The organism is Caballeronia sp. GAWG2-1, from assembly GCF_023631405.1.
In the GTDB taxonomy this organism is placed as follows: Bacteria; Pseudomonadota; Gammaproteobacteria; order Burkholderiales; family Burkholderiaceae; genus Caballeronia.
In genome coordinates this window covers 292,427-317,148 of record NZ_JALQDD010000006.1, presented here as the reverse complement: position 1 = coordinate 317,148, position 24,722 = coordinate 292,427, and the positions used below count along the sequence as shown (strand labels likewise).

General features: G+C 63.4%; 24 protein-coding genes and 1 tRNA gene. 10 read left to right on the top strand and 15 right to left on the bottom strand.

The window, feature by feature from the left end; all coding sequences use genetic code 11:
* Positions 1 to 5 precede the first annotated feature (5 nt).
* A complete protein-coding gene (locus NCR98_RS03885; RefSeq protein WP_244827384.1) occupies positions 6 to 1,022 on the top strand; it encodes a class 1 fructose-bisphosphatase in 1,017 nt (338 codons plus the stop codon).
* 53 nt (positions 1,023 to 1,075) lie between these two features.
* Positions 1,076 to 1,151 (top strand) — tRNA-Thr (locus tag NCR98_RS03880).
* Positions 1,152 to 1,508: 357 nt separating this feature from the next.
* On the opposite strand, the gene NCR98_RS03875 is transcribed toward NCR98_RS03880, so the two are convergent.
* Positions 1,509 to 1,991, bottom strand: coding sequence for a hypothetical protein (locus tag NCR98_RS03875; protein WP_250525556.1), 483 nt, complete (start codon positions 1,989 to 1,991; stop codon positions 1,509 to 1,511).
* On the opposite strand from NCR98_RS03875, the gene NCR98_RS03870 reads away from it, so the two are divergent.
* Together NCR98_RS03870 and NCR98_RS03865 are read left to right on the top strand one after the other, a co-directional pair.
* On the top strand, positions 1,972 to 2,178 hold the full coding sequence (locus NCR98_RS03870; RefSeq protein WP_250525555.1) for a hypothetical protein: 207 nt from the start codon (positions 1,972 to 1,974) through the stop codon (positions 2,176 to 2,178). The two genes, NCR98_RS03875 and NCR98_RS03870, sit on opposite strands and share 20 nt — an antisense overlap.
* A gap of 328 nt (positions 2,179 to 2,506) precedes the next feature.
* Complete coding sequence (locus tag NCR98_RS03865) at positions 2,507 to 2,887, top strand: NUDIX hydrolase (RefSeq protein ID WP_250463896.1); 381 nt, start codon at positions 2,507 to 2,509, stop codon at positions 2,885 to 2,887.
* A 283-nt stretch (positions 2,888 to 3,170) separates the two neighbouring features.
* Here the strand turns inward: NCR98_RS03865 and NCR98_RS03860 are convergent, their stop codons facing one another.
* Positions 3,171 to 4,727 (bottom strand): methyl-accepting chemotaxis protein, encoded by a 1,557-nt coding sequence (locus NCR98_RS03860; RefSeq protein WP_250525554.1) that lies wholly within the window; start codon positions 4,725 to 4,727, stop codon positions 3,171 to 3,173.
* Between the two features lie 487 nt (positions 4,728 to 5,214).
* On the opposite strand from NCR98_RS03860, the gene NCR98_RS03855 reads away from it, so the two are divergent.
* Genes NCR98_RS03855 through NCR98_RS03845 form a run of 3 tightly spaced genes read left to right on the top strand, consistent with a single transcriptional unit; the run spans position 5,215 to position 9,908 of the window.
* Positions 5,215 to 6,282: a Gfo/Idh/MocA family protein gene (locus tag NCR98_RS03855; protein WP_250525553.1), complete on the top strand. Its 1,068-nt coding sequence runs from the start codon at positions 5,215 to 5,217 to the stop codon at positions 6,280 to 6,282.
* Positions 6,283 to 6,299: 17 nt separating this feature from the next.
* Positions 6,300 to 8,069 (top strand): FAD-dependent oxidoreductase, encoded by a 1,770-nt coding sequence (locus NCR98_RS03850; RefSeq protein ID WP_250525552.1) that lies wholly within the window; start codon positions 6,300 to 6,302, stop codon positions 8,067 to 8,069.
* A 57-nt stretch (positions 8,070 to 8,126) separates the two neighbouring features.
* Positions 8,127 to 9,908 (top strand): FAD-dependent oxidoreductase, encoded by a 1,782-nt coding sequence (locus NCR98_RS03845; protein ID WP_250525551.1) that lies wholly within the window; start codon positions 8,127 to 8,129, stop codon positions 9,906 to 9,908.
* Between the two features lie 4 nt (positions 9,909 to 9,912).
* Here NCR98_RS03845 and NCR98_RS03840 read toward each other — a convergent pair whose 3' ends face one another.
* From NCR98_RS03840 to NCR98_RS03810, 7 genes are read right to left on the bottom strand one after another with little or no spacing between them, the layout of a single operon-like run.
* Positions 9,913 to 10,662 carry an SDR family NAD(P)-dependent oxidoreductase gene (locus tag NCR98_RS03840; RefSeq protein WP_250525550.1) on the bottom strand — a complete coding sequence of 250 codons (750 nt, stop codon included), beginning with the start codon at positions 10,660 to 10,662 and terminating at the stop codon, positions 9,913 to 9,915.
* A gap of 2 nt (positions 10,663 to 10,664) precedes the next feature.
* A complete protein-coding gene (locus NCR98_RS03835; RefSeq protein WP_250508717.1) occupies positions 10,665 to 11,519 on the bottom strand; it encodes a sugar phosphate isomerase/epimerase family protein in 855 nt (284 codons plus the stop codon).
* 9 nt (positions 11,520 to 11,528) lie between these two features.
* Positions 11,529 to 12,599 carry an ABC transporter substrate-binding protein gene (locus NCR98_RS03830; RefSeq protein ID WP_250525549.1) on the bottom strand — a complete coding sequence of 357 codons (1,071 nt, stop codon included), beginning with the start codon at positions 12,597 to 12,599 and terminating at the stop codon, positions 11,529 to 11,531.
* 30 nt (positions 12,600 to 12,629) lie between these two features.
* The gene (locus NCR98_RS03825; RefSeq protein WP_250525548.1) at positions 12,630 to 13,376 is read right to left on the bottom strand and encodes a hypothetical protein; all 747 of its coding nucleotides are present in this window, start codon (positions 13,374 to 13,376) and stop codon (positions 12,630 to 12,632) included.
* Entirely contained in the window at positions 13,373 to 14,446 is a 1,074-nt protein-coding gene (locus NCR98_RS03820; protein ID WP_244827372.1) for an ABC transporter ATP-binding protein, read from the bottom strand. Before NCR98_RS03820 ends, NCR98_RS03825 begins: the two co-directional genes overlap by 4 nt.
* 38 nt (positions 14,447 to 14,484) lie before the next feature.
* Positions 14,485 to 16,215, bottom strand: coding sequence for an ABC transporter permease (locus NCR98_RS03815; RefSeq protein ID WP_250508715.1), 1,731 nt, complete (start codon positions 16,213 to 16,215; stop codon positions 14,485 to 14,487).
* 23 nt (positions 16,216 to 16,238) lie between these two features.
* Positions 16,239 to 17,504 (bottom strand): Gfo/Idh/MocA family protein, encoded by a 1,266-nt coding sequence (locus NCR98_RS03810; RefSeq protein WP_250525547.1) that lies wholly within the window; start codon positions 17,502 to 17,504, stop codon positions 16,239 to 16,241.
* Between the two features lie 165 nt (positions 17,505 to 17,669).
* Here NCR98_RS03810 and NCR98_RS03805 point away from each other — a divergent pair, with 165 nt between their 5' ends.
* On the top strand, positions 17,670 to 18,320 hold the full coding sequence (locus tag NCR98_RS03805; RefSeq protein ID WP_250508713.1) for a DUF4286 family protein: 651 nt from the start codon (positions 17,670 to 17,672) through the stop codon (positions 18,318 to 18,320).
* A gap of 11 nt (positions 18,321 to 18,331) precedes the next feature.
* On the opposite strand, the gene NCR98_RS03800 is transcribed toward NCR98_RS03805, so the two are convergent.
* The 6 genes from NCR98_RS03800 to NCR98_RS03775 are packed head-to-tail and all read right to left on the bottom strand — an operon-like array spanning position 18,332 to position 22,984.
* Positions 18,332 to 19,120, bottom strand: coding sequence for an enoyl-CoA hydratase-related protein (locus NCR98_RS03800; protein ID WP_244827368.1), 789 nt, complete (start codon positions 19,118 to 19,120; stop codon positions 18,332 to 18,334).
* Positions 19,121 to 19,130: 10 nt separating this feature from the next.
* Positions 19,131 to 19,964 carry a shikimate dehydrogenase gene (gene aroE / locus NCR98_RS03795; protein ID WP_250525546.1) on the bottom strand — a complete coding sequence of 278 codons (834 nt, stop codon included), beginning with the start codon at positions 19,962 to 19,964 and terminating at the stop codon, positions 19,131 to 19,133.
* Positions 19,961 to 21,184, bottom strand: coding sequence for a CaiB/BaiF CoA transferase family protein (locus tag NCR98_RS03790; protein ID WP_250525545.1), 1,224 nt, complete (start codon positions 21,182 to 21,184; stop codon positions 19,961 to 19,963). Before NCR98_RS03790 ends, aroE begins: the two co-directional genes overlap by 4 nt.
* Positions 21,184 to 21,642: a MaoC family dehydratase gene (locus tag NCR98_RS03785; RefSeq protein WP_250525544.1), complete on the bottom strand. Its 459-nt coding sequence runs from the start codon at positions 21,640 to 21,642 to the stop codon at positions 21,184 to 21,186. Before NCR98_RS03785 ends, NCR98_RS03790 begins: the two co-directional genes overlap by 1 nt.
* 1 nt (position 21,643) lies before the next feature.
* Positions 21,644 to 22,036, bottom strand: a complete 393-nt coding sequence (locus tag NCR98_RS03780) for a VOC family protein (RefSeq protein ID WP_250491994.1) — start codon at positions 22,034 to 22,036, stop codon at positions 21,644 to 21,646.
* Positions 22,037 to 22,048: 12 nt separating this feature from the next.
* On the bottom strand, positions 22,049 to 22,984 hold the full coding sequence (locus NCR98_RS03775; RefSeq protein WP_250525543.1) for a ketopantoate reductase family protein: 936 nt from the start codon (positions 22,982 to 22,984) through the stop codon (positions 22,049 to 22,051).
* Positions 22,985 to 23,107: 123 nt separating this feature from the next.
* On the opposite strand from NCR98_RS03775, the gene NCR98_RS03770 reads away from it, so the two are divergent.
* Both NCR98_RS03770 and NCR98_RS03765 read left to right on the top strand, forming a co-directional pair.
* On the top strand, positions 23,108 to 24,013 hold the full coding sequence (locus NCR98_RS03770) for a LysR family transcriptional regulator (RefSeq protein ID WP_250463810.1): 906 nt from the start codon (positions 23,108 to 23,110) through the stop codon (positions 24,011 to 24,013).
* Positions 24,014 to 24,563: 550 nt separating this feature from the next.
* On the top strand, positions 24,564 to 24,713 hold the full coding sequence (locus NCR98_RS03765) for a hypothetical protein (protein WP_244827361.1): 150 nt from the start codon (positions 24,564 to 24,566) through the stop codon (positions 24,711 to 24,713).
* The last annotated feature ends 9 nt before the right edge of the window (positions 24,714 to 24,722 follow it).

The following is a 24,722-nucleotide window of genomic DNA, read 5'->3' as shown; positions in this document are numbered from 1 at the left end:
CCAGCATGTCCATCTCCAGCCGCACTACGCTCACGAAATATCTGATCGAGCAGCAGCGCGAACACCAGAATCTGCCGGCCGACTTGCGTCTTCTGATCGAAGTCGTCGCGCGTGCATGCAAGCAAATCGGTTATCAGGTGAGCAAGGGCGCACTCGGCGACGCGCTCGGTACGGCCGGCAGCGAAAACGTGCAGGGCGAAGTGCAGAAGAAGCTCGACGTGCTGTCCAACGAAATTCTGCTCGAAGCCAACGAATGGGGCGGCAACCTGGCCGCAATGGCATCGGAAGAGATGGAAAAGATCTTCCCGATCCCGAATCGTTATCCGAAAGGCAACTATCTGCTGACCTTCGATCCGCTCGATGGATCGTCGAACATCGACGTGAACGTGTCAATCGGCACCATTTTTTCGGTGCTGCGCTGTCCGGACGGCGCGGAGCCGAGCGAGGAAGCGTTCATGCAGCCGGGTTCGGCGCAGGTCGCCGCGGGCTATGCGGTGTACGGCCCGCAAACCGTGCTCGTGCTCACGACCGGCAACGGCGTGAACTGCTTCACGCTGGACCGCGAGCTGGGCTCGTGGGTGCTGACGCAGAGCGACATGCGCATTCCGACCGAAACGCGCGAGTATGCGATCAACGCGTCCAACAGCCGTCACTGGTATGAGCCGGTGCAGCGGTATATCGGCGAGTTGAACGACGGCAAGGACGGCCCGCGCAAGGACGACTTCAACATGCGCTGGATCGCGTCGATGGTGGCGGATGTGCATCGCATCTTGAATCGCGGCGGCATCTTCATGTATCCCGCCGACAAGCGCACGCCGGACCGCCCGGGCAAGCTGCGTCTGATGTACGAAGCGAATCCGATGGCGCTGATCGTCGAGCAGGCTGGCGGCGCCGCGACGGATGGCGAGCAACGCATTCTGGATATCGTTCCAACGAGCCTGCACCAGCGCGTGCCGGTGTTTCTCGGCTCGAAGAGCGAGGTCGATCGCGTGACGCGTTATCACTCGGAAAAGAAAGTTTGATTCAGGGTCTTGCCAAATTGGGAAAGGAGTCTCTATAATCTCGTTTCTCTGATGCCGGAATAGCTCAGACGGTAGAGCAGCGCATTCGTAATGCGAAGGTCGGGGGTTCGATTCCTCTTTCCGGCACCAAACGTATCAAGCAAAAAGCCCAGTCAGGTTGACTGGGCTTTTTGCGTTGTGGGGTCTTCCCAATAAACGCAGGCCAACCGAGTCCATATCAGCGATCAGATGGCACCGAAACACCGCGCACACGTAACGCCATGAAAACAAGCCATACGTTGCCTCCGCCACGGTCCTCGAAACGCGCTTCATGCAAACGCCGGTCGCAGAGTCTCGAAGCGCGGCAATCAAGCAACCACAAAATTCAGTGTGTCTAAGTTTTCCGAAGCACCGCTGAGAATGGCGAACTGCTGAACGCGCCGCGAAGCAAGTTCAGCCTCCCTCCTCCGCGCTCGTCGCAGAACATGAGTCGCATGCCGCGCTGACTCATCCGCTCATCGACATGAACGACCTCGGTAGACATCCGCCTTTGCCTCGACCCACGGCGACATTCGCCGCGAGATAAAACCGTATATACTGTTTCTCCACATCAAGAGGAGAAAAAATGAGCACACCCAAAATCGATGCCCCCGCCACCAAGGCTGTCGATGCTCCCAAGAACGCCGTCGCAAAAGACGAGAAGCCGGCCACGAAGACCGCAACGAAAACCCGGTCGAAGGCTGCGGCGCTCGCATCGGGTGGAGTGAAAAAGCCCGCGAAGAAAGCGGTTGCCAAGCCCATAGCCGGCGCATCCTCGGCTCCCGCGACGAAGTCGAAAACGAAGCCGAAGACGAAGGCAACCGAAGCCAGGGAAAAGAAACCGACCGCGCGCGCCCCTGCCGATACAGCCAAACCCGCCGCGACGACCAAACCCGCGGCGAAAGCCAAGCGAGCGAAGAAGGAAAAAGTCGTGCGCGACAGCTTCACCATGCCAAAAGCGGACTACGCGAAGATTGCATCGCTCAAGCAGAAGTGCCTCGACAACGGCATCCGCGTAAAGAAGAGCGAACTGCTGCGCGCCGCACTCGCCGTGCTCGACGCCGCGCCGGAAAAGCGCATCGTCGCCGCGATCAAGGCCCTCGAAACCGTCAAGACCGGCCGTCCTGCAAACGCCTGACCGCCGCTCGATCGCGAACCTCGCAATACGTCGAGGAACGCGCCGCTGCCAGTGCAATCGCCGCTGGCAGCGTCATCGACATTGAAGACGCGCAGGGCACCTACGACGCGCATCTGCTCAATGAAACTTTTGTGTCAAGGCGCCGATTTTCTCATTCGTGTGTTTTTATGAAATCGATCACAAAAGGCCGCTTTCTTGTAATAGCATTAGCGCACGTTTCTGCCCCGTCAGCGGCTCTTCACAGCTGACGCCAAGAGCCGAAGCTATTCGACGACAAAGGTGGATGAGACATGAGCCATCACATCCAAAAGAACAAAGTGGAGTTCAATTGAAGAAGCGCGCCACTGTTATCTGTCGAAAGGGAAAACGCATTCTTCTAGTGGCACGTCGCCAATCGAAATGGGCCCTGCCAGGCGGAATCCTCAAGCGCGGGGAGCATCTCCCTGACGCCGCGCTTCGAGAACTCAAGGAGGAAACACAACTCTCCGGCAAGTCGGCCAAGTATCTCTTCGACTTCAGAGGCAAGCAAAAGCATCATCACGTCTTCTATTGCGATATCTCCGCTCGCGCCAAGCCGCGTCCGAGCAATGAAATCTCGCGATGCCGCTGGGTGAATCTCGAAGACATTCCACGGCTCATGACGAGCACGCCAACGAACGATATCGTGAAGCTCGTCAGTCATAAGCGTAAGAACGGCCGCGGAAAATAAAGCCGAACCGCGACACGGACGAGCTCGTCAATCCCGAAAGACGTCACGCGCGTCGGCCGCACATCAACCGTGGCACTTCGCTCGGCTTATCGCGCATATCGACCGGCTCATTGGCATGGCGTCGCGTTTGTGGCATGCCATGCCGATCTCGACCACTGCAAGCCCTTCAACAATCGCTTCGGCTACTGACAGGGCGACACCGTGCTGAAGGCGGCGGCGCATACGCGGGCATCGGTCTCATTTACGACCTGCATCGCGCGCGGCCAAGCTGCGAAACCGACACCTACGCGGCCCGCATCGTCCCCATACCATCTCCCCGCAGCTTGAAAATCGCCACCACGTCACGCAACGACCTCGCCTGCTCCGCCAGCGCCTGAGCCGCCGCCGATGCCTGCTCGACCAGCGCGGCGTTTTGCTGCGTCACCTCGTCCATCTGCGTAACGGCCATGTTGACCTGTTCGATGCCCGTGGTCTGTTCCTTCGACGCCGACGAAATCGCGCCGACCACATCGGTCACGCGCTCGACCGAGCCGACGATATCCGCAATGATGCTGCCCGCATCCCGCACGAGCGACGAGCCCGTCTCTACGCGGCCGGCCGACTGTTCGATCAGCTCCTTGATCTCCTTCGCGGCCGTCGCGCTGCGTTGAGCGAGCGAGCGGACTTCCGATGCCACGACCGCAAAACCGCGCCCTTCCTCGCCCGCGCGCGCCGCTTCGACGGCTGCGTTCAGCGCAAGGATGTTCGTCTGGAACGCGATGGCGTCGATCACGGCGATGATCTCGCCCACCTTGCCCGCGCTCTCGGAAATGCCGTGCATGGTCTCGACGACCTTTTCCATCATCTGGCCGCCGCGCGTGGCGGTCTGCGATGCATTCTCCGCAAGCGACGAAGCCGCGACCGCGTTATCCGCGTTCTGACGCACCGTCGCGGTGATCTCTTCCATGCTTGCCGCCGTTTCCTCGAGCGACGCCGCCTGCTCCTCGGTACGCGAAGACAGATTCAGATTGCCCGATGCGATTTCCGCGCTCGCGGTCGCCACGCCTTCCGCGTTTTGGCGCACCTTGCTCACGACCGTCGCGAGACTCGTCTGCATATGCTTGAGCGCCACCAGCAATTCGGCGATTTCGTCCTTGCCGTCGGTTTCGAACTCGTGCGAGAGATCGCCCTTCGCCACGGCGCGCGCGCAACCGAGCGCACGGACGAGCGGACCGGACACCGTGCGGCTGAAGAGATATCCGCCGATCAACGAGAGCGCCAGCACGAAGAGCATCAACGTGACGCTGATGAACGACGCTTGCCGCGCGGCGTGATCGGCGTGCGCGGACACTTCGGCGCTATCGGCGGCAATCTTCTGGGCCGCCTGTTCGAGTAGCGCGGCCGGTTCGCGGTCGACGCCCGCTACGGCGTTATCGCCAGCGGACGATTCGAAGCCCGCGGCCTTGAACGCATCGAAGCCGCGCCGATAGCCATCGCCCATTGCGGCGTGTGCGGAAGCGAAGCGGTCGATCAAATCGCGGCTCTCGCCCGCGGGAAGCGTGCGCTTGAGTTCATCGGCCAGTTTGTGCACGGTCGCTTCGCGAGTCTGGAAAGCCGACCAGTACTTCTGCAGTTTCTCGGGGTCCTTGCCGCGCAATAGCGTGTCTTTCCACTCCTGCACTTGCAACTTGAAGGCGACCAGCGTCGCGGACACCATGCGTTCGCTCGCGACGTTATCCGCGACCACTGTCCGATAGGTGTCGATGGATTGATTGAGGGCAAAAATACCGTACAACGCGCCCGCGAACATGAAAAAGAGCGCGGCGGCAAAAGCGAGCGGAATCTTGAGGCTGAGCTTCATCGAGAGTCTTCAATTCGAGGGTTTACGCGCAATGTGCGCCGATCGCTTTTTTATCGGCTGTCTCGCGGGAAAACTGAAGGCGATGAAACAGGGAACGCATCACGTTGGCGTCGCTTTACGCACGGATAAAGCGCGCTTCGTCTAGCCACGTCGCGGCGTTCAACGCGTTCAGACTAGCTTCGCGATGCCTTCGGTCGCTGGCCGTCCGTCGATGCTCGCTAAAAGCCGCGTCACCGCCGTTTCGAACTCCAAAGACACCGGCTACGTAGGCTCCGCGACACATTCCGCTTCATCGACGACTCGGTTCGCGAGCCTGCGCGCGAAGCATGGATTGCCTCCGGCATCACGATCCAATTTGGTGTGGAATAAACTTTGAAATTGGAATACTATTCCGAAATAGCTTCGAGTTCGCGGTAACAGGATATAGCGTGCCGTCAAACGCTTCACGCAACACGCGCGGCGCGAGACACCACAACAGGAGACACGAATGAGCAGGACGACCCTCGCCCTCATCGGCGCCGGCGCGATCGGGCGCATGCATGTGGAACGCGCGCGGCTGCATCCCGATTGCGAGATCGTGGCCGTGGCCGATCCGTCGCCGGCGGCCGAAGCGTTCGCACGCGCCGAAGGCCTGCGCTGGTTCGCCGACTACACCGCCATGCTCGACGAGGTCAAACCGCGAGGCGCGATCGTCGCGACGCCGAACGCGACGCACCTGCAAGTCGGACTGGCGTGCATCGAACGGGGCGTCGCGGTGCTGATGGAAAAGCCTATCGCCGATACCGTCGAGCAAGCCGAACAACTGACCCGCGCGGCGTCGCAAGCGCAAGTGCCGCTCATCGTCGGACATCATCGGCGGCATAACCCGATCCTGCGGCGCGCGCGAGAGATCGTCCAATCCGGCCGCCTCGGCACGCCGGTTGCGGCCATGGCGCTTGCCACGTTCTATAAACCCGACAGCTACTTCGAGATGGCGTGGCGCCGCGAAAAAGGCGGCGGTCCGGTGCTCATCAACCTGATCCACGACATCGACATCATGCGGTTTCTGCTCGGCGAAGTGATCGAAGTTCAAGCGCAGACATCCAACGCGGTGCGCGGCTTCGAAGTGGAGGACACGGCGGCCGTGCTGCTGCGGTTTGCAAGCGGTGCGCTCGGCACGCTCGCGGTCTCGGATTGCGCGGCATCGCCCTGGAACTGGGATCTCGCGGCGGGCGAAGCTGCGCACTACCCGCGTCAGAACGTCAACACGCATTTTCTGACGGGCACCGATGGATCGCTCACGCTGCCCTTGCTCGATGTCTGGGATTACCGCAGCGGCAAAGGCTGGCATGACCCGCTGACGGTCGAACGAAGCACACTGCATCGCGGCGATCCGTATCACGAGCAGCTGCGGCATTTCTCGGCGGTGATCGACGGCAAGGAAGCGCCGGTCTGTTCAGGCGAGGACGCAACGCGCACGCTCGCGACGACATTCGCGGTGCATCGCGCGGCCGCATCGAGAGCGCCGGTGGCGGTCGCAACAACGGCCGAAGCGAGCATCGACCGCACGGCATGAGACAGGAGACAAAGCGCATGAATTCGATGACTCAACCCTGGGACGAAGAAGTCGATCTGCTCGTGTTCGGCGCGGGCGCGGGCGGCATGACTGCGGCGCTCGTCGCGCATCACGAAGGTCTGAAGGTGCTCATCTGCGAGAAGACCGACGCGGTCGGCGGCATTACCTCGACCTCCGGCGGCACGACCTGGGTGCCCGGCACGAGCGACAGCGTGCGCGCGGGCGTTCCCGATAAAACCGACGACGCGCGGCGCTTCCTCGCGTCGGTGGTCGGCGATCGCGGCGGTGACGAAGCACGCGAGGCGTTCCTGGCGAGCGGCCCGCAGGCCATCGAGGAAATTCAGCGCATCAGCGAGGTCAAATTCGTGGCCGCGGCGGCACATCCCGATTACGTCAGCGGTCCCGGCGCGGCGTTCGGCGGACGCGCGCTCGCGCCCGTCGCCTTCGATGGCCGGCTGCTCGGCGATGACTTCGCCCGCGTAAGGCCGCCGCGCCCCGAGTTCATGGGCTTAGGCGGGATGATGGTCGCGCGCACGGACCTCGATGCGCTGCTCGAACCGTTCGCGTCGAAGAAAAATTTCACACGTACGTTGTCGGTGGTCGGACGTTATGTCGCCGACCGCCTCCGCCACAAGCGAGGCACGAATCTCGTCATGGGCAACGCGCTCGCCGCGCGTCTCTTCTACAGCCTGCGCAAGCAAAACGTGGAAGTGCGTTTCGAGACGCCGTTGCTGGAACTCGTCGTCGAGCACGGCATGGTGACGGGCGCCGTGGTCGGGCAGAAAGGCGGCTCGAAAAAGCGCATCGGCGCGCGCCGGGGCGTGGTGCTCGCAACGGGCGGCATCACGCGCAACCCGGCGTTGCGCAAGCAGTTGTTCCCCGCTGCCGCACAACCGTTGTCGCTTTCGCCGCAAACGCACACGGGCGATGGCATCGAGCGCGCGCTCGATCTCGATGCCAGGCTCGACGATGGCTGCGAAAGCCCCGGCCTGTGGATGCCCTGCTCCATCCTGCGTCGCGAAGGCAAGCCCGATAGCGTCTGGCCGCACATTCTTCTCGATCGCGCGAAGCCGGGACTCATCGCCGTGAACGCGCGTGGCGAGCGCTTCGTCAACGAATCGGATTCTTATCACGACTTCGTGATGGGCATGCTGCGCGACAATGGCCAGGGCACGAGCGTGCCGGCGCATTTGATCGTCGATGCCGCGTTCCTGCGCAATTATGGCCTCGGACTCGTGATGAAGAAACGCAGCCAGGCGCGCATTGCCAGCTTCATGAAGGCGGGGTATCTCATCAAGGGCGACACGTTGGCCGAACTGGCGACGAAGCTCGAGGTCGATGCCAGCGGCTTGGAGCGCACGGTCGCCGCGTACAACCGCGACGCGGCGCGCGGCGAAGACCCGCAGTTCAAGCGCGGCGCAAGCGCGATGAACCGCTTCAATGGCGATGCATCGCAGAAGCCCAATCCCTGCGTGCGGCCCATCGGCGCGGGACCGTATTACGCCGTCACGGTGTGGCCCGCCGATCTGGCATGCAGCGCGGGGCTGTCCGGCAACGCCGACGGTCAGGTACTCGATAACCACGGCGACGCCATTCCCGGACTCTTCGCATGCGGCAACGACCTCGCATCGATCTTTCGTGGCACTTATCCGGGGCCGGGAACGACGCTCGGACCCGCACTTGTGTTCGGATGGCGTGTCGCGAAATTCGCGGCGCGCGCCGTGCCCGTCGCCGATCCTGAATTCGTGGTCGGGCTGCGGGACATTCCGGTGCGCGTCAGGGTTTGATGCGCTGTCGACGAAACTGAAGCAGCCACAATCGAACACCACGAACCGGCCTGGCACATGAATACTCCGAATCAAATCGACTGCGACCTGCTGGTCGTGGGCTCCGGCGCCTCGGGTCTCGCTGCCGCCGTCACCGCGGCGTGGCACGGGCTCAAAGTGGTCGTCGTCGAGAAGGACGACGTCTTCGGCGGCGCCACGGCGTGGTCGGGCGGCTGGATGTGGGTGCCGGGCAATCCGCTCGCACGACGCGCGGGCATTATCGAAGATCCGCAACAGCCGCGCACGTATCTCAGGAACGAGTTGGGAGATCGTTACGATCCCGAACGCGTCGATGCCTTTCTGGACAATTGTCCGCACATGGTCGGCTTCTTTCACGAGCACACCGCGCTCCGGTTCGTGGACGGAAATCAGATTCCCGATGTGCATGGCCACGTCGAAGGCGCCGCGACGCAAGGGCATCAGGTGATCGCCGCGCCCTACGATGCGCGCGAAATCGGTCCGCTCAACAAGCGCCTGCGCAAGACCATGCGCGAAACCTCGTTCATGGGCATGCCGATCATGGCGGGCGCCGACCTCATGGCTTTTCTGAGCATGACACGCTCGTTCGGCTCGTTCATCCACGTGGCGAAGCGCTTCACGCGTCATTTGCGCGACCTCGCTTTTCACGGCCGCGCAATGCATCTCGTGAATGGCGTGGCGCTCGTCGGGCGCCTTGCCAAGTCCGCCGACGATCTCGGCGTGACCTTGATGGAGTCCGCGCCCGCCAAGCGTCTGATCGTCGAGGATGGCGCGGTGCATGGTGCTGTCGTATCGACGAAGAGAGGCGAAGTCACGATTCGCGCGGCGAAGGGCGTGGTGCTCGCCGCCGGCGGCTTTCCGAACGACCTCACGCGCCGCAAGGCGCTCTTCCCGCGCACGCCGACAGGCCGCGAGCATCTGGCGCTGCCGCCTGAAAGCTGCTCGGGCGATGGCATCAGCCTGGGCGAATCGGCGGGCGGCTCGCTCGTGACGGATGTCGCTTCACCCGCCGCATGGGCGCCGGTATCGCGCGTCACGCATTCGGATGGCAGCATCGGGCACTTTCCGCACATCATCGATCGCGGCAAGCCCGGTGTGATCGGCGTGCTGTCGAACGGCAAGCGCTTCGTCAACGAAGCCGATGGCTATTACGACTACACCGCCGCTATGGTCGCGGGCGCGCCCGACGGTCAGGAAGTCGCGTCATGGCTGATTTGCGATCACCAATTCTTGCGCCGATACGGCCTGGGCTACGTGCGGCCCTTCCCGGTTCCGATGCGCCGCTTCATCCGCAACGGCTACCTGCAACGCGGTTATTCGCTGGAAGAGCTGGCCGCCCGCTGCGGTATCGATTCCGATGCGCTGGTTAAAACCGTCATCGCGTTCAATGACCACGCGCGGCGCGGCGAGGACCCGGAATTCGGACGCGGTTCGACGCCCTATAACCGCAAGATGGGCGACCCGTTGCATCAGGGGCCGAACCCATGTGTGGCGCCTATCGAACACGGTCCGTTCTACGCGGTGAAGGTGTACCCGGGCAGCTTCGGCACCTTCGCGGGATTGAAGACGAACGGCTCGGCGCAAGTGCTCGATTTGCACGACCAGGTGATCGCCGGCCTTTACGCCGTGGGCACGGACATGGCGAGCGTGATGGGCGGATTCTATCCGTCAGGCGGAATCAATCTCGGTCCCGCGATGACCTTCGGCTATGTCGCGGGCCGGCATGCGGCGGGCATCCATCGTTACGAAGACGAAAACGCGGTGCAGGAGGATCTCGTTTTGCCGCTCGACCTAAACCGCGTGCCGACGCCGACGCATTGAAGCGTCAGTAAGTCGCCCGCCCGCCCGATGCATCGAACACCGCGCCTGTGGAAAACGAACTCTCCTCGCTACTCAACCAGCGAATCAGGGCGGCGATTTCCTGCACGGTGCCGGGACGTCCCATCGGAATCTTGGCTTGCAGCATCTTCATCTGCTCGGGCGGCATCTGCGCGAGCAACTCGCTTTGCACGGATGCCGGCGCAATTGCATTGACGGTGATATTGCGCTGAGCCAGTTCCTTGCCGAGCGACTTCGTAAGGCCGATCACGCCCGCCTTCGAAGCCGAATACGCCGATTGGTTCGCGTTGCCTTCCTTGCCCGCAATCGACGCCATGTTGACCACGCGTCCATAACCGTTTCTGAGCAGATACGGCACGGCCGCCTTGCAGACGATGAACGTCGCGGTCAGGTTCAGCAGCAGCACCTTGTTCCACGCATCGAGCGGCATCTCCCACACCGACGCACTCGATCCGACGATCCCCGCGCTATTGACCACGATATCGAGCTTGCCCGTCTGCGCCACCGCCGCTTCGAGCGCGGCGCGTACTTCGTCCTCGTTCGTGACGTCGACGCGCTGCGCAATCGCGCGCTCGCCCAGACGTGCCTGGCACGCGGTGAGCCGCTTCTGGTCGATGTCCCATAGGACCACCGTCGCGCCTTCCGACATCAAGCGCTCCGTGCACGCGAGCCCGATTCCCGATGCAGCGCCCGTCACGAGGGCGACGCGTCCTTCGAATGCCTGGCTGATCGTCATGTTCAACCTCGCTGGCTTGCGCGCCGCGCGAAAAAACGACGCGCGGCATCGGTGCAATGGGCTACCTTGCGTGCATCGGATAGATCGGCATCCGCCGCAACCGGCGTCTCGATCACGAGTTGCGCGTCGGCGGGCAAGCGGTCGAGAATCGCATCGAGCGGAATCACGCCATCGCCTAGATGCAGGCGCGCGGTGCGGGCTTCGTTGGCGAGCCCGTCGAGCGACGGACTTCGTTCGATGGCATCGCACAACTGCACGTAGGCAATACGTTCGGCCGGCACCGCGTCGAGTTCTTCCGGGCGCGCGCCGCTGCGATGAAAATGCAGCACATCGAGGATCACGCCCGCGTTGGCGCGCCCCGCCGCATTCAGCAACTCGAGCGTTTCACCAAGCGTGCGCACGTCGCGATACAGCATGAATTCGACGCCCACATGCAGGCCGTATTCGGCGGCGGCATCGCACAAGCGGCCGAACAGTTCGATGCGTTCCGGCGCCGATAAAAACGCGTCGTTGGTCAGCAGTTCCGTGCCGACCGCCGAGATATGCGTCGCGCCCAGCTCCGCGCCGGTGGCGAGCGCCGCGCGATAAGTGTCGATATCGGCGGCGGGCGAAAGAATGAACGCTTCCACGTCGAACACGCGGATGTCGTTCGCACGGCACGCCGCCTTGATCTCGCGCACCACGTCTGGCCGGCCGATGACTTCGTGCGCGAGCGGCTTGGGCGTCGCCGTGCGCAAAAGCAAGCCGACCTTGCCGAGTCCCGCCGCCGCGGCGGCCTCGATCAGTGCAACGGGCGCGCCGCCCGCCACGGTCAGGTTCGCCACCGACACGTCATGCAAATTCACTTCCTCGATCATCGTTTCTCCTCAACGCGTATTGAAACCGGTGCTCGCCGACCACCACTTGAGGATCGTGTCGCGATCCTTCAGCGCCTGCGGCAAATCGAGCTTGAGCAGCTTGACGTTCGTGAGCGCGGGCAAGCCCTTCGGCGCGGCAACGTCCTTGCGCACCGGATACGCGCCCGCCGCCGCGAGCCGCGTCTGCGTCTCCGCGCTCAATGCGTAATCCAGAAAGAGCTTCGACGCGTTCGGATGCGGCGCCGTCTTGCTGATCGCCACCGCGTTGAACTGCGCCACCGCGCCCGATGCCGGCACTCTCACTTCAACCGGCACGCCTTGCGTGATGAGACCCGTCGCGGCCGTCGTGTTGGTGAAGAAATCGAGCGGACGTTCGCCGGTTTGCAGCTTGGTCGTCATCACGCCCATGGAGGCCACCAGTTCCGCGTTGGTCTTGCGCACGCCCTTGAGGATCGCGCCGCCGGCTTCGGGTCCGTAATGCTGATAAAGACTCGCGATCACCGCGAAGGTCGCGGAAGACGACGCCGGATTCGTCGTCGCCACGAGTCCGTCCCATTCGTCCTTCGGCTTCGCGTAGTCCTGCCAGTCGGCGGGAATGGGCGCGGAACCGATCGACTGCTTGTTGTAGGCGAAGAGGCACAGCTGGCCGTTGCCGCGCAGATACGTCGTGCCCTGTGCGGGCGTGGCGATGGGCAAGAGCACGCCCTTGTCGCCATACGACACATCGGCGAGCGTGCCCGACGCGCCCGCCGTGATGATGGTGTCCTCGGCCTGATAGAACACGTCCATCACCGGACGTCCCGCCTGCTGTTCGCCGATGAAGCGGTTATAGATCTGCCAGGCGTCGCCGGTCGCGGTCGTCACGTCGATGCCCGGATACTTCGCGGTGAATCCCTTGACGATGATCTGCACCGTGAAGAGATCGCCATACACCACGAGCTTGCCTTCCTTCTTCGCCTCCGCGATCAGCGTGCTGTCGGGCTCGGCGTGCGCGATCAACGGCGAGATGCCGAGCGCGAGCGCCGCGCTTCCGAGCGAGAGTGTCTGGACGAGGCGGCGCCGTTTTATCGAAGTGGTCATGTTGTCTCCTGATGATTTGTAGTCGTTCGGCTATTTCAGGTCGAAGCGTTCGGTGATGAGCGCGTCGTCGCGACGGAAGTGTTCGAGATGCGCAATTTCGTCATAGTCCAGCCGGTACGCCTGCGCGTAATGCCCGGCTGAACGCACGCGTGCCGCGACGCCGCTTGCCACGAGTTGCTCGCGCACGTCCTCGAGACACGCGGCCAGTTCGTATCGATCGAAACCTTCGAGGATCACCACGCCCACCGCTTCGTTGCCCTCGCGCCCGGCCGGCAATGCTTCGCCGACGCGGATCGGCACGTTCCATTCGGGCGCGGCGAGATGCGCGCCGACCACGGGCGACAAACGCGTGAGGTCATCCACGAGCGCCGCGAGACGCGGCGCATCCTGCCGTGCATCGTCGGCGAAGTCGATCAAGAGCGTCGCCACCGTGCCGCCCGTGCCGCCGCCCGCGCTTGCCAGCACCCAGCAGTGATACGCAATGCGGTCGCGGTAATGCGGGCGCATCTTCAGAAACCAGGCGGTCTCCGTCACCTTGCACTTCGCGTGCTTTTCGTCGGTGAGCACGTCAAGACTCGTCAGCCCGTAAAACGTGAAGAAGCGCGGCATGTCGCCTTGTCCGTCGATACAGCGCCGCGCCCAGCGGATGCCGTCATCGCCGAGATAGGCCATGTGCTCGGGCACGTGGTCGCGCGTATGCATCAGCGCAAACTCGCGGCCGTAGGCGGGCGGGATGTCGTTCCACATGGTAAAGAGACCGGTGCCGACAGCGATCATTGAAGCTCTCCTCTCATCAGGTGCAAATGCTGGGGCGCGACGCTCAGGGTGATTTCATCGCCGTTGGCGTAGCGTTCGAAGCCGGGCGTCACCACGGTCTGATCGCCGAGCGGCGTTTCCACGCGCAACTCGCGCCGGTCGCCGACGAACGAACTTTCACGCACGCGGCCCGGCACGCCCGCGTGCGAGCGCGCCTGCACGCGCCACGCTTCGGGCCGCACCATACAGAGCGCTTCGTTGCCGTTGGCGGCGCCCGTCACATCGCCCTTCACGACGATCTGCCCGGATTGCGCCACGACTTCCGTTTCGCCCGCGTGCGAACGCAGCGCAACCGGAAAGAGATTGGCCTTGCCGAGAAACTCCGCGACATAGCGCACCGCCGGCCGGAAATACAGTTCCTCGGGCGCGCCGCGCTGCACGATACGTCCGCGATCGAAGAGAAAGATTTCATCGGCGAGCGACATGGCTTCTTCCTGATCGTGCGTGACGAACAAGATGGTCGCGCCGATGCGCCGCTGCAGATTGCGAATCTCGTGACGCATCTCCACGCGCAGTTTCGCGTCGAGATTGCTGAGCGGCTCGTCCATCAGGATGAGACGCGGATCGGCCACGAGACAGCGCGCAATCGATACGCGCTGCTGCTGGCCGCCCGAGAGTTGCATCGCGCTGCGATCCACTTGCTGACCGAGCCCCACCGAAGCGAGCGTGTCGCGCACGCGCGTGTCGATGGCCGCGTGCGCCGTGCCGCGCGCCCGCAGCGGCAGCGCGACGTTTTCCATCACGCTCAAATGCGGCCAGATGGCATACGACTGAAACACCATGCCGAGTTCGCGTTTCTCGGGCGGCAGGTCGATGTTGCGCGTCGATGAATACACGGTGCGCCCGTCGATCTCGATCTCGCCGCTCGTCGGCTGCTCCAGCCCGGCAATGCAGCGCAAGGTCGTGGTCTTGCCGCAGCCGCTCGCGCCCAGCAGCACCGTGATGGCGTTCGGGCGGAACTGCACCGTGAGATCGTCGATGGCGTGCACGCCGCCGAAGCGCTTGGTGAGGGACTGAATGGCAACGGTCATGGCGTGGACTCTCTTATCGGGTGATCGTATGGCGCGCGTCAGACAATCGAACTCTCGCGGCGGCGCGTGATGACGGCGACCGCCGCCATGACACCCACGCCCATCATCAGTTGCAGCAGCGAAAGCGCGGCCACTTGCGAGAATTGGCCGATCGACCAGGTATCGAAGCTGAGGATGGAAAGCGTGCGCGTCTCGGCGGTATAAAGCGGCAGCACGATGGAAAGCTCGGACACGAAGATGCTGTAGATCATCACCCAGCTCGAAATCACGCTCGGCATGATGAGCGGCAACGTGATGCGTGACAGCGCGCGCGTCCAGCCGTAACCCGAGATGCGCGCGCTCTCTTCGAGTTCGGGATGAATCTGCACGAGACTGCTGGAAATGGCGCGCACCGAGTAGCTGATGTAGCGCCCCACCAGCGCGATGATGATGATCCACACCGTGCCGTACACGCCGACCCACTTCGGCATGGCGACCCAGAAGAAGAACACGCCGAGCGCGAAGGCGAGACTCGGCACCGACATCGGCAAAAGGACGATGGCTTCGATCCATTGACGGCCGCGCATCTTCGAGCGCGTCGTGAACCACGACACCGCGACGCCCAGAACCGTCGTCGCGCTCGCCGCGATGATCGTGATGAGAAGGCTGTTGACGAAGGTCGTGCGCACGTCCACCGTGGTCCAGAGAAAGCGCAGGTTGTTCCAGGTGAAGTGTCCCGACCACGCGTAGGTCGAAAACGCCGCCGCCGCGATGATCGCAATCGGCGCGAAGACCGTGAGCGCGAGATAGCACCAGATCGCGGCGGCGATCGCATGACGGCTCGCGCCGAGCTTCATCAGGCGCGGCCTGAATCCCTTGCCGGTGACGGTGACGAAGGAACGGCCGCGCAGCATCCATTGCTGCACGAGATTGGCCGCGACCGAAAGCACCATGAGATAGATCGCCAGCACGGCAACGATGCCCGCATCGGGCGGAAACTGCTGCAATTCGAGGTAGATGCGCGTGGTGACGAGATAAATCTCCTTCGCCATGCCAAGCAGCACAGGCGTGCCGAAGAGCCCGAGACTGATGACGAACGCGAGCACCGCGCCCGACAGAATGGACGGACCGACCACCGGCAGCGTGATGACGCGCATCGTGCGAAAGCGGCTGAGGCCGGCCACTTGCCCGGCTTCCTCGAGACTCGGGTCCATGTTCCGCAGCGCGCCGGCGACGATCATCATCACGTAAGGCGCGATGTAGATGCCCATCACCCAGACGATGCCGAGATACGAGTACACGTTGAACGGCTGGCCGATGCTCATCCACTTCGCCGCCACGTTGAAGATGCCGATGCGCGGCGCGCCGAACAGAATCCACGCAAACGCGCCGATGAACGGCGGAATGAAGATCGGCATGGCGGCGGCGCGTTCGAGAAAGCCGCGCCACGGCACGTTGGTGCGCACGAGACACCACGCGAGCATGACGCCGAGCGCGGTCGCGAGCAGCATGGAACCGAGCGCGATGACGAGCGTGTTGCCCATCGCGATCCAGTAGCTCATATCGCCGAATACCTTGCCGAAAGCGGCAAGCGATGCGCTGGCATGACCATTGTCGATACGCACGAAGCCGCGCAGGATCAACGCGCCGAGCGGCAGGACGATCAGCACGGCGAGCGCCGCGATGAGCAGCGCGAACATGCCGATCTGGTTCAGACGGCGCGTGGAGATGCCCGCGCGCGTTGCGGGCGCGCGGTCGGCGGCAAGCGGCTGTACGTGATGTGGATTCAAACTTCGCTCCCGAAGTCGACGTGTCAGGACCGGCGGCGCATCTCGTCGATTTCCGCCTGATAGGGTGCGGCCTCGCCATCGATCACTTCGGCGAGGCTCACGCTGCGGCCGAGCCTGCCCGATTCGATCGGCGCATACGCGAGCGCGACATCGGCAAGCGCTTCCTCGCCGGTCACTTCGGGCGCTTTGCCGTGCATCACACAATCGGCGAGTTCGTGAAGCTGAAGCGCGAGAATGCGCTGGTCCACTTCGTCGAAGGCAAACGAATAGGTCCACGGACGCGCATCGCCGAAAAGCGCGGCAGCAACTGGCCCCAGGCGATAGCTCGGCGCGTGCTCGAGAATGCGCGCATCGGCGATGACGGAGCCATCGTCGAGATGAAGCGTGACAGGACGGCCATTGCGGTCGCCCGGCGCCACGATGGAGCCTTTCGAGCCGTGAATGACGCGGCTCTCGCGATGCTCGCCATGTCCCGCGCGATCGTTCACCCACTGGCCGATGGCGCCCGAAGTAAAGCGCAGTTGCGAATACGTGGCGTCGTCGCCGCTCGCTTCGAATTCCGTTGGCATGCCGTCCGGCGCGCGCCACCACTTGTCCGTCTCGGATGCCGAACCGCCTGCGCGCGCGGCCACGCGGCGCGTCTTCTCGTGCAGCCGGCTTTCGCCGTAGACGCTCGCCACGCCGCCCATGTAGAAGCGGATGATGTCCGCGTTGTGCACGCCCGAATCGAGTACCACCATGCCCGATGGCTTTTGATGCCGCCACGGCGTCTGCACCATCACATCGCGCCCGCCGATACTCGTTTCTAGCATCAGGCGCGGCGTGCCGATGGCGCCATCGTCGAGCAGCGCCTTCACGAGCCGGTTGATCGGATCGCGCCGGAAATTTTCCGCGACCGAGAGCACGCGCCCGGCATCCCTCGCCGCATTCACGATCCTGCGGCACTCTGACACCGTGATGCCGAGCGGCTTTTCGCACAGCACGTGAAGGCCGGCCGCGAAGCACTGCAACGCGACGCTCATGTGCGAGCCGGCGTCCGTGGCGATATCGGCGGCGACGATCTCCGGATTCTCGCGCGCCATTTGGCCAATGTCCGCGTACACGGCGGGCCGCACGCCGAAGAGCGCGGCGGCTTCGTCGGCCATGCTGCGCGCGCTCTCGGCGTTGAGATCGCAGACGGCCGCAAGCTCGATGTTCGCCAGTCCGCTGCGCTTCAGTTGCGCGAGACCGTGCAGATGTCGTCGTCCCATGCCGCTGCAGCCGATTGCGGCGTATCTGATGAAAGCCATGTGTCTCTCTCCGATGCCAGTTCGCTCGATGCAGCCGTCTGATCGCGGCCGTCTATGTTCTTAGAAAGCGTATCGATTTTGGAAAGGTATTTCAATCGGTAATTGCATTACGGCAATGACGCGCGCATGCTCGTGTTTCGACGACTTCTTCCACGGGGAACGCTCATGACGACGCGCACGCAGGCCATGGTCGTTATCCGCCACGACGTGGACGCGGACACGGTCGATGAATATCTGCGCTGGCATTCGTTCGAGCATCTGCCAGAACGGCTCGCCCTGCCCGGCTTCCGGCATGCGGAGCGATGGGAACGTATCAGTGGCGACGGGCCGCGCTATCTGTGCGTGATCGACGTCGATTCCGCGCGCGATCTCGAATCGCCGGCCTATCTCGCGAGACTCGACGCACCGACCGAGTGGACCCGCAAGCTGATGCCGCATTACCGGAATGTTCAGCGCGCGTTGTGCGAGACGCTCGTGGATGTGGGCGGCGGCCTGGCGCCTTTTCAATGGTGCATGCGCTTCGATCTCGAGCAAGACGTCGATATCGGCGACACCATTCGCGAGCTTCGCGACGCACATGCGCTCACGCGCGTGCGGCTCGGCCGCGTCCACGACGCGCTCAGCGGCCGGCAGACCGAGGAAAAGCGCATGCGTGGAACGGAGGATACGGGCGGCTTCGGTCATCTGCTTTTCGCGGGCGCATTGACGCGCAATGCGCTGGAATGCGGCGCGGCGGCCATGCAAGACGCGCTCGGAGTATCGGCGGCGGATTGCGACCGCGCGCTCTTCCGGTTTTCCTACGCAAGCACCGCTTAGAACGCGGCGCTTCACTGTCCGGTCCAGTTCGGCTTGCGCTTCTCGGCAAACGCCTTCGGTCCTTCGCGGGCGTCGTCGCTATCGAGCATGCGCCGCGCGAGCGGATAGTCTTCGTGCAGGGTCGCGGCGAGATTCGCTTGCGCAAGGCTTTGCAGCATCACTTGCTTGGATGCCTGAACGGCCAGCGGCGCGCACGCGAGAATGTCTTCTGCCAGGGCGCGCGCGCGCTTCATCAGTTCAGCCGCCGGCACGACTTCATTGAGCAGACCGATGCGGCGCGCCTCATCCGCCGAGATGCGATTGCCGGTCAACACGAGGCCCATTGCGTCCTTCATGCCGATCTGCCTTGGCAAGCGCTGCAAGAGACCGCCGCCCAGCGCGGCCAGTCCGACGCGCGGCTCGGGCAAACCGAATTGCGCGTGATCGGCGGCGACACCCAGGTCGCATGCCGCGAGAATCTCCATGCCGCCGCCGAGACACAGGCCGTTCACCGCCGCGATCAATGGCTTGTAAAGATCGAAGCGATGCGTGATGCCCGCGAAACCCGTCGCGGGCTTCGTATGGTCGCCGCTCGCCGCCAGCGCCTTGAGGTCGGTGCCGACGCAGAATGCGCGCTCGCCCGCACCGGTCACGATGGCGACGCGTAATGAAGCATCGGCGGCGTATCGATCGAACGCTTCGGCCAGTTCCCGATGCGCCTGCGGATGCAGCGCGTTGAGCACCTCGGGACGATCGATCGTCAAGGTGAGGAGCGGGCCTTCGACTTCGTAGCGGCAAAATCGAACCGTTTCGGGTGTCATGGATGCCTCGTCAGTCGAGCGGAACGGTGAGCCGATCGATTACCGCGCACGTCCGCGGACGCACGCCGCGCCACCATTCGAAGGCTTCCGCTGCCTGTTCCACCAGCATGCCGACGCCATCGGCTACTTCCCTTACGCCGGCATTGCGCGCGAGCCGAAGGAACGGGGTCAACCGTTTGCCGTAGACGAGTTCGTAGGCAGCGCCGTCGGGATCGAACACGCTTGGCGGCACGGGCGGCAAGTCACCCGTGAGACTCGCGGAGGTCGCGTTGACCACGAGATCGAAGCCGCCCATGGCTTCGAGCGCGTCGTATCCGCAGGCCGTCAACGACGCTTGCGCGCCGACTTCGCGCACCAGCGCTTCGGCTTTCGGCACGGTTCGGTTCGCAATGACGAGTTTGGCGGGCCGCGCATCGAGAAACGGCAGCAGCGCCCCGCGCACCGCGCCGCCCGCGCCGAGCAGAAGCACGCGTTTGCCGGCCATCGGCAAACCGAGATTGATCTCGATGTCGCGCACCAGGCCGACGCCATCGAAGTTCTCGGCGACGACCTTGCCGTCTTCGAAGCTCATCGCGTTGGCAGCGCCCGCAAGGGTTGCGCGCTCGCTGCGTTCATCGGCCATGGCGAACGCCTTGAGCTTGAACGGCGCGGTCACGTTCATGCCCTTGCCACCGTCCGCGATGAACGCGCGCACCGTATCGGCAAAGGCGTCGTGCGGTTCGAGCGGTCCTTCGATTGCCGTGTAGCGCATGTCCTGCCGCGTTTCTTCCGCGAACAGGCCGTGGATCAAAGGAGATTTCGTGTGGCCGATCGGGTTGCCGATCACCGCGTACCGATCGCTCATCGCGGCCTCGCTTTCGAATACAGCACGCCGTCGGTCTGCATGGCGTCGATCTCCGCCGCGTCGAACCCCAGCGACTGCGCGACTTCCGCGTTGTGCTGACCGAGGTCCGGCCCGACTTCGCGAATGGTCGTATCGCAATCGGAGAACCGGAACGGCAGGTTCGGCAGACGCAGCTTGCCGAAGCGCGGATGCTCCTGCTCGATCACCATGCCACGCGCAATGATCTGCGGGTCCGCAAGCACTTCGTCGATCCGCTGCACCTTCGCGCACGGCACGTCGATGCTGTCGAGCAACGCAAGCACGTCGGCAACGGGCCGCGATGCGACCCAGGGCTTCACCACCGCGAGAATGTCGAGCCGATTCGCATTGCGCCCGTTGAGCGTGTGAAAGCGCGCGTCGGCGCCGAAGCCCGCCGGTGCGCCGTGCGCTTCGAGCAGCGCGGCGAAGCGCTTCCATGCATCGTCCACTTGCGCCGCGATCACGAGGTCGCCGTCGGCGGCGCGAAACACGCCATAGAGCGTCGATGTCGGCATGTCATGGCCGGTTTGCTCGGGCACGACGCCTTGCATCGTGTAGCACTGGACCGCGTATTCGTGCATCGACACGAGCGTGTCGTAGAGCGCCATGTCGATATGCTGCCCGCGCCCGCTCTTCACGCGGCCGAGCAGCGCCGCATTGATCGCCGCGACCGCGTGAATGCCGGTGTACATGTCGCCGAGCGAAATACGCATCAGGGGCGGCGGCTCGCCGGGATTGCCGATCATCTGCATGATGCCGCTCTTCGCTTCCGCGATCAGCCCGAAGCCCGCGCGATGCGCGTCCGGTCCCGTGTGACCGTAAGCCGAGATCGAGCAATAGACGAGACCCGAATTGCGCGCGGACAGCTCTTCGTAACCGAGGCCGAGCTTCTTGAGCGCGCCCGGCCGGTAGTTCTCGACGAACACATCCGCCGAGTCGCACAGGCGCTGCATGAATTCCTTGCCGCGCGCATCGCGCATGTTGACGCTGACGCCGCGCTTGCCCATGTTGAGTTGCAGGAAGTAGGCGCTTTGTTCGTCGTCGAGCACGGTTGCATGCTGACGGCCCGCATCGCCGCTGACCGGACGTTCGACCTTGATGACTTCCGCGCCGAGCGCCGCGAGACAGCGTCCGACATAGGGACCGGCAAGAAAGTGGCTGTAATCGACGACGCGCATGCCTTCCAGAGGACGTGCCTGCATTACTTTGCTCCCGGTCGGCGCGGCACCATCAGACGATGCTCGCCATGCTGGACGACCTGCCCGTGCTGATTGATCAACTCCGACGGCAAGATGACGATGCCCCAGTCCGGACGGCTCTTGCTGGCACGCATCGAGCCGATGCGAAACCTCACGTGCAGCACGTCGTCGACCTTGATCGGCAGGTTGAAGTCCCACGTCCAGCCAAGCGACATGCCCGGCAGGAAGCGGTAGTCGCTCTGCGTCTTGAGGCCGTCCGCGATGGACAAGCCGAAGAGTCCATGCGCGACGATCGAACCGAAGTGGCTCGCGTTGGCGTAGTCCTCATCGACGTGGACCGGCGTGTGGTCGCCCGTGAGGTCGGCGTAAGCGAGGATGCGCGCTTTCGTGACCGTGTAGGTCGGGCTCGTGCACTCGTCGCCTTCGCGGGCGTCGTCCCAGTATTTATCGACAATCGTCATCTCATGCCTCCGAACGCGGATCGATGGAAAGCGCCCGTGCTACGCACGACGCGGGCTTGGCCTGAATCAGCTCGACGGCAAGGCCGTCCGGCAGGCGAATCCAGTTGCGTCCCTGCGGCATTTCAGTGACTTCGTGGCGCTGCGCGGCTCGAAGCGCCGCTTCCAGGTCCTCGCACATCACGCCCAGATGGCCGAGCCGGCCTTCGGGCGCGTCATGGTCCGGCTTGTGGATGAACTGCAGTCCGCCGAGCGTCCAGTACTGGCGCGGTTCGTCGATCGTGCCGTCGACTTCGCGCATGGTCATGCCGAGCACGTCCTCGAAAAAACGGATGTGCCAGTGGATGTCCTTCACCCAGATGGCGACGTGTTCCAGATATGCCTTGCTGCCGTTCATGCGGTTGTCTCCTTATTCTTTTCGGTCGGTCATGGCCCGCTCGACGCCCTTGATGCAGGCGACGAGCGTCGCGTTGACGGGAGTCGGCACGCCGTGCCGCTCGCCCCAGCGCACGACCGCGCCGTTGATGAAATCGATCTCGGTAGCGGAGCCTTTTTCCAGGCTTTGCAGCATCGACGTCTTGAAGGCGGGCGAGAGCCCTTCGCCCGCGAGAATCCACGGCCGTTCGGGATCGGTGACGGAAAGCGCGACGCCCGCCGCTTTCGCCACGGCCATCGCTTCGGCAACCGCCGCGAGAGACGTGGCCTTGAGATGCGCGTCTTCATAGAACTGGCCGTAAGTCAGGCCCGTGATGCCCGTGAGCGCGCCGGTGGCGACGTTGACGAGGAGCTTGTCCCACATCGTCCCGAGGATGTTGTCGCTGACCGTCGTGGCGAGCCCGGACGCGTTGAAGGTGTCGGCGATGGCCGCAACGCGCGCGGTAACGCGGCCGTCGAGTTCGCCCACGATGGTCGCCTTGCCGGCCACGCCCGACTCGATATGCCCCGCGCCACGCATGACCCCGCCGACGTATGTCTTGCCGGCCAGCACGCGTTCGCGTCCGACGATTCCCGCCAGCACGTCTTCATGCCCGAGACCGTTCTGCAGCGACAGCACCACCGTTTCGGGACCGATCAGTTCGAGCGCGCCGCGCATGGCGGCATCGGTATGAAAAGATTTGACCAGCACGATGATGAGATCGGCCGCGCCGGCCTCGGCGGCTTGCGTCGTGGCGCGCACGGTGACGCGACGCGAGCCGGTGGCGTCGTCGACGAGCAGGCCGTCGCGGCGCATGGCGTCCACGTGCGCGGCGGAGCGGTTCAGCAACCACACTTCGTTGCCGCCTTCGGTCAGCGCCGCACCGATGGCGCAGCCGAGCGCACCGGCACCCAGAATCGCGATTTTCACAGCCGTCCCCCTGATCTGCGACCAAGATACGGCTCACGGGTCATATCGGCAATGCAATGAATTCAATGACCACATTGCGTTTGGCAATATCACTCGCGCGGCTTGTTCCGTGACAATAGGCCGATGGAACCGATCGAACTTCCCGACCTCAAGCTGCTGCAACTCTTCGATTTGCTCTACGACGTGCGCAGCGTGACGCGCGTCGCAGAGCAGCTCGGACAAAGCCAGCCGACCATCAGCATCTGGCTCGGACGCTTGCGAACGCATCTGCAGGACCCGCTTTTCATTCGTACGCCGAGCGGCATGGCGCCGACGCCGCAGGCCGACGCGCTGATCGGTCCATGCCGGGAGATTCTCGAATCGCTGCGACGCTTCGCTGCATGGGAAATTGCGTTCGATCCATCGACCGCCAAGCGGCGGTTTCGAATCTGCATGACTGACGCCAGTCACATCACGCTGCTCCCGCGGATGCTGGCGCATGTGCGCGCGCAGGCGCCCGGCGTGCGTCTCGATGCGGCGCGAATCGACGGCAACACGGAACGCGCCCTGGAATCCGGCGAGGCGGATTTGGCGATCGGACATGTGCCCTGGCTTGGCGGAGGAATCTACCAGCAGCAGTTATATATGCAGGATTGGGTTTGCCTGACCAACCGCAGCCACCCGAGGCTGCGCGCGAAGCTCAGCCGAAAGCAATATTGCGCCGAGGGACATGTGGCGATCGCAGCCGGCACGGGCGCGCAGTTGCTTGAGCAGGCGCTGCTGCGCGAGCATATCGAGCGCGATGTCGTGCTCGAACTGCCGGGCTTTCTCGGCCTCGGATCGATCATCAAGACCACCGACCTCATCGCCACGCTGCCGCGCAATATCGGCGAGACGCTGGCGCGAGTCAACGACGTCGCCGTTCACCCCTGCCCTTTTCCCGTAGATCGATTTGCCGTGCGTCAGCACTGGCATGCGCGATACCACCACGAAGCAGGAAACCGCTGGCTGCGATCCGTCGTGGCGCAGCTATTCGGCAGCGCAAGCTGATTTGCGTGACGCCATGAAGACGCTTTCAGTGTGCGATTACAACAGTATGGTTTCGATCCGAAACGCTTGCGTACTAACAGCGAAATCACCACACCGATTTCACATTCGGGCGTCACACTTCGATGATTGATTCTTTATGTGCGCTTTCGTACAACAACGAGCTATTTTCCGCTGCGCACAATCGAGCGTCAACGCTGGTTTCCCGGTATCGTTATATCCATAGAGGAATCGCTAAACTATTAGTGCGCGATGGCTTCACGGTCGCCGAGCCAAGCTGGGCGCGGCTTCCGGAGCTACCGATTATCTGGCTTTTTAAGTAATTTTTGCGTTGGACGATTTTTAAATTCGGTAATTCGTGACCGCATGCTTATTTAAAACCGTTCGTACTGGATAAATCGCTCAAGTCGGACTGCCGGCGTACCGATAACGCATTCACACAGAACGCAGTAATGAATTCGCAAGGCCGCATGCGGCGCTGCAAAAGCCATGAAACGGGCTTGCGTCGCGGAATGGCCAGTAAGTAATCGTTGTCGACACAGAGGAGAGCATCATGGACGCCAGACCGACGAAAATCCCGACCCCCGACAAAGTGAACAGTCCGGACCCGGACCCGGTTGCCGTCGAATTTCTCGCCACCGAGTTGCCCGAGCATGTTCGCGCGTTCTTCGACGAACAGCGCAACTCGACCGGCTCGAAATAGGCGGGCGCG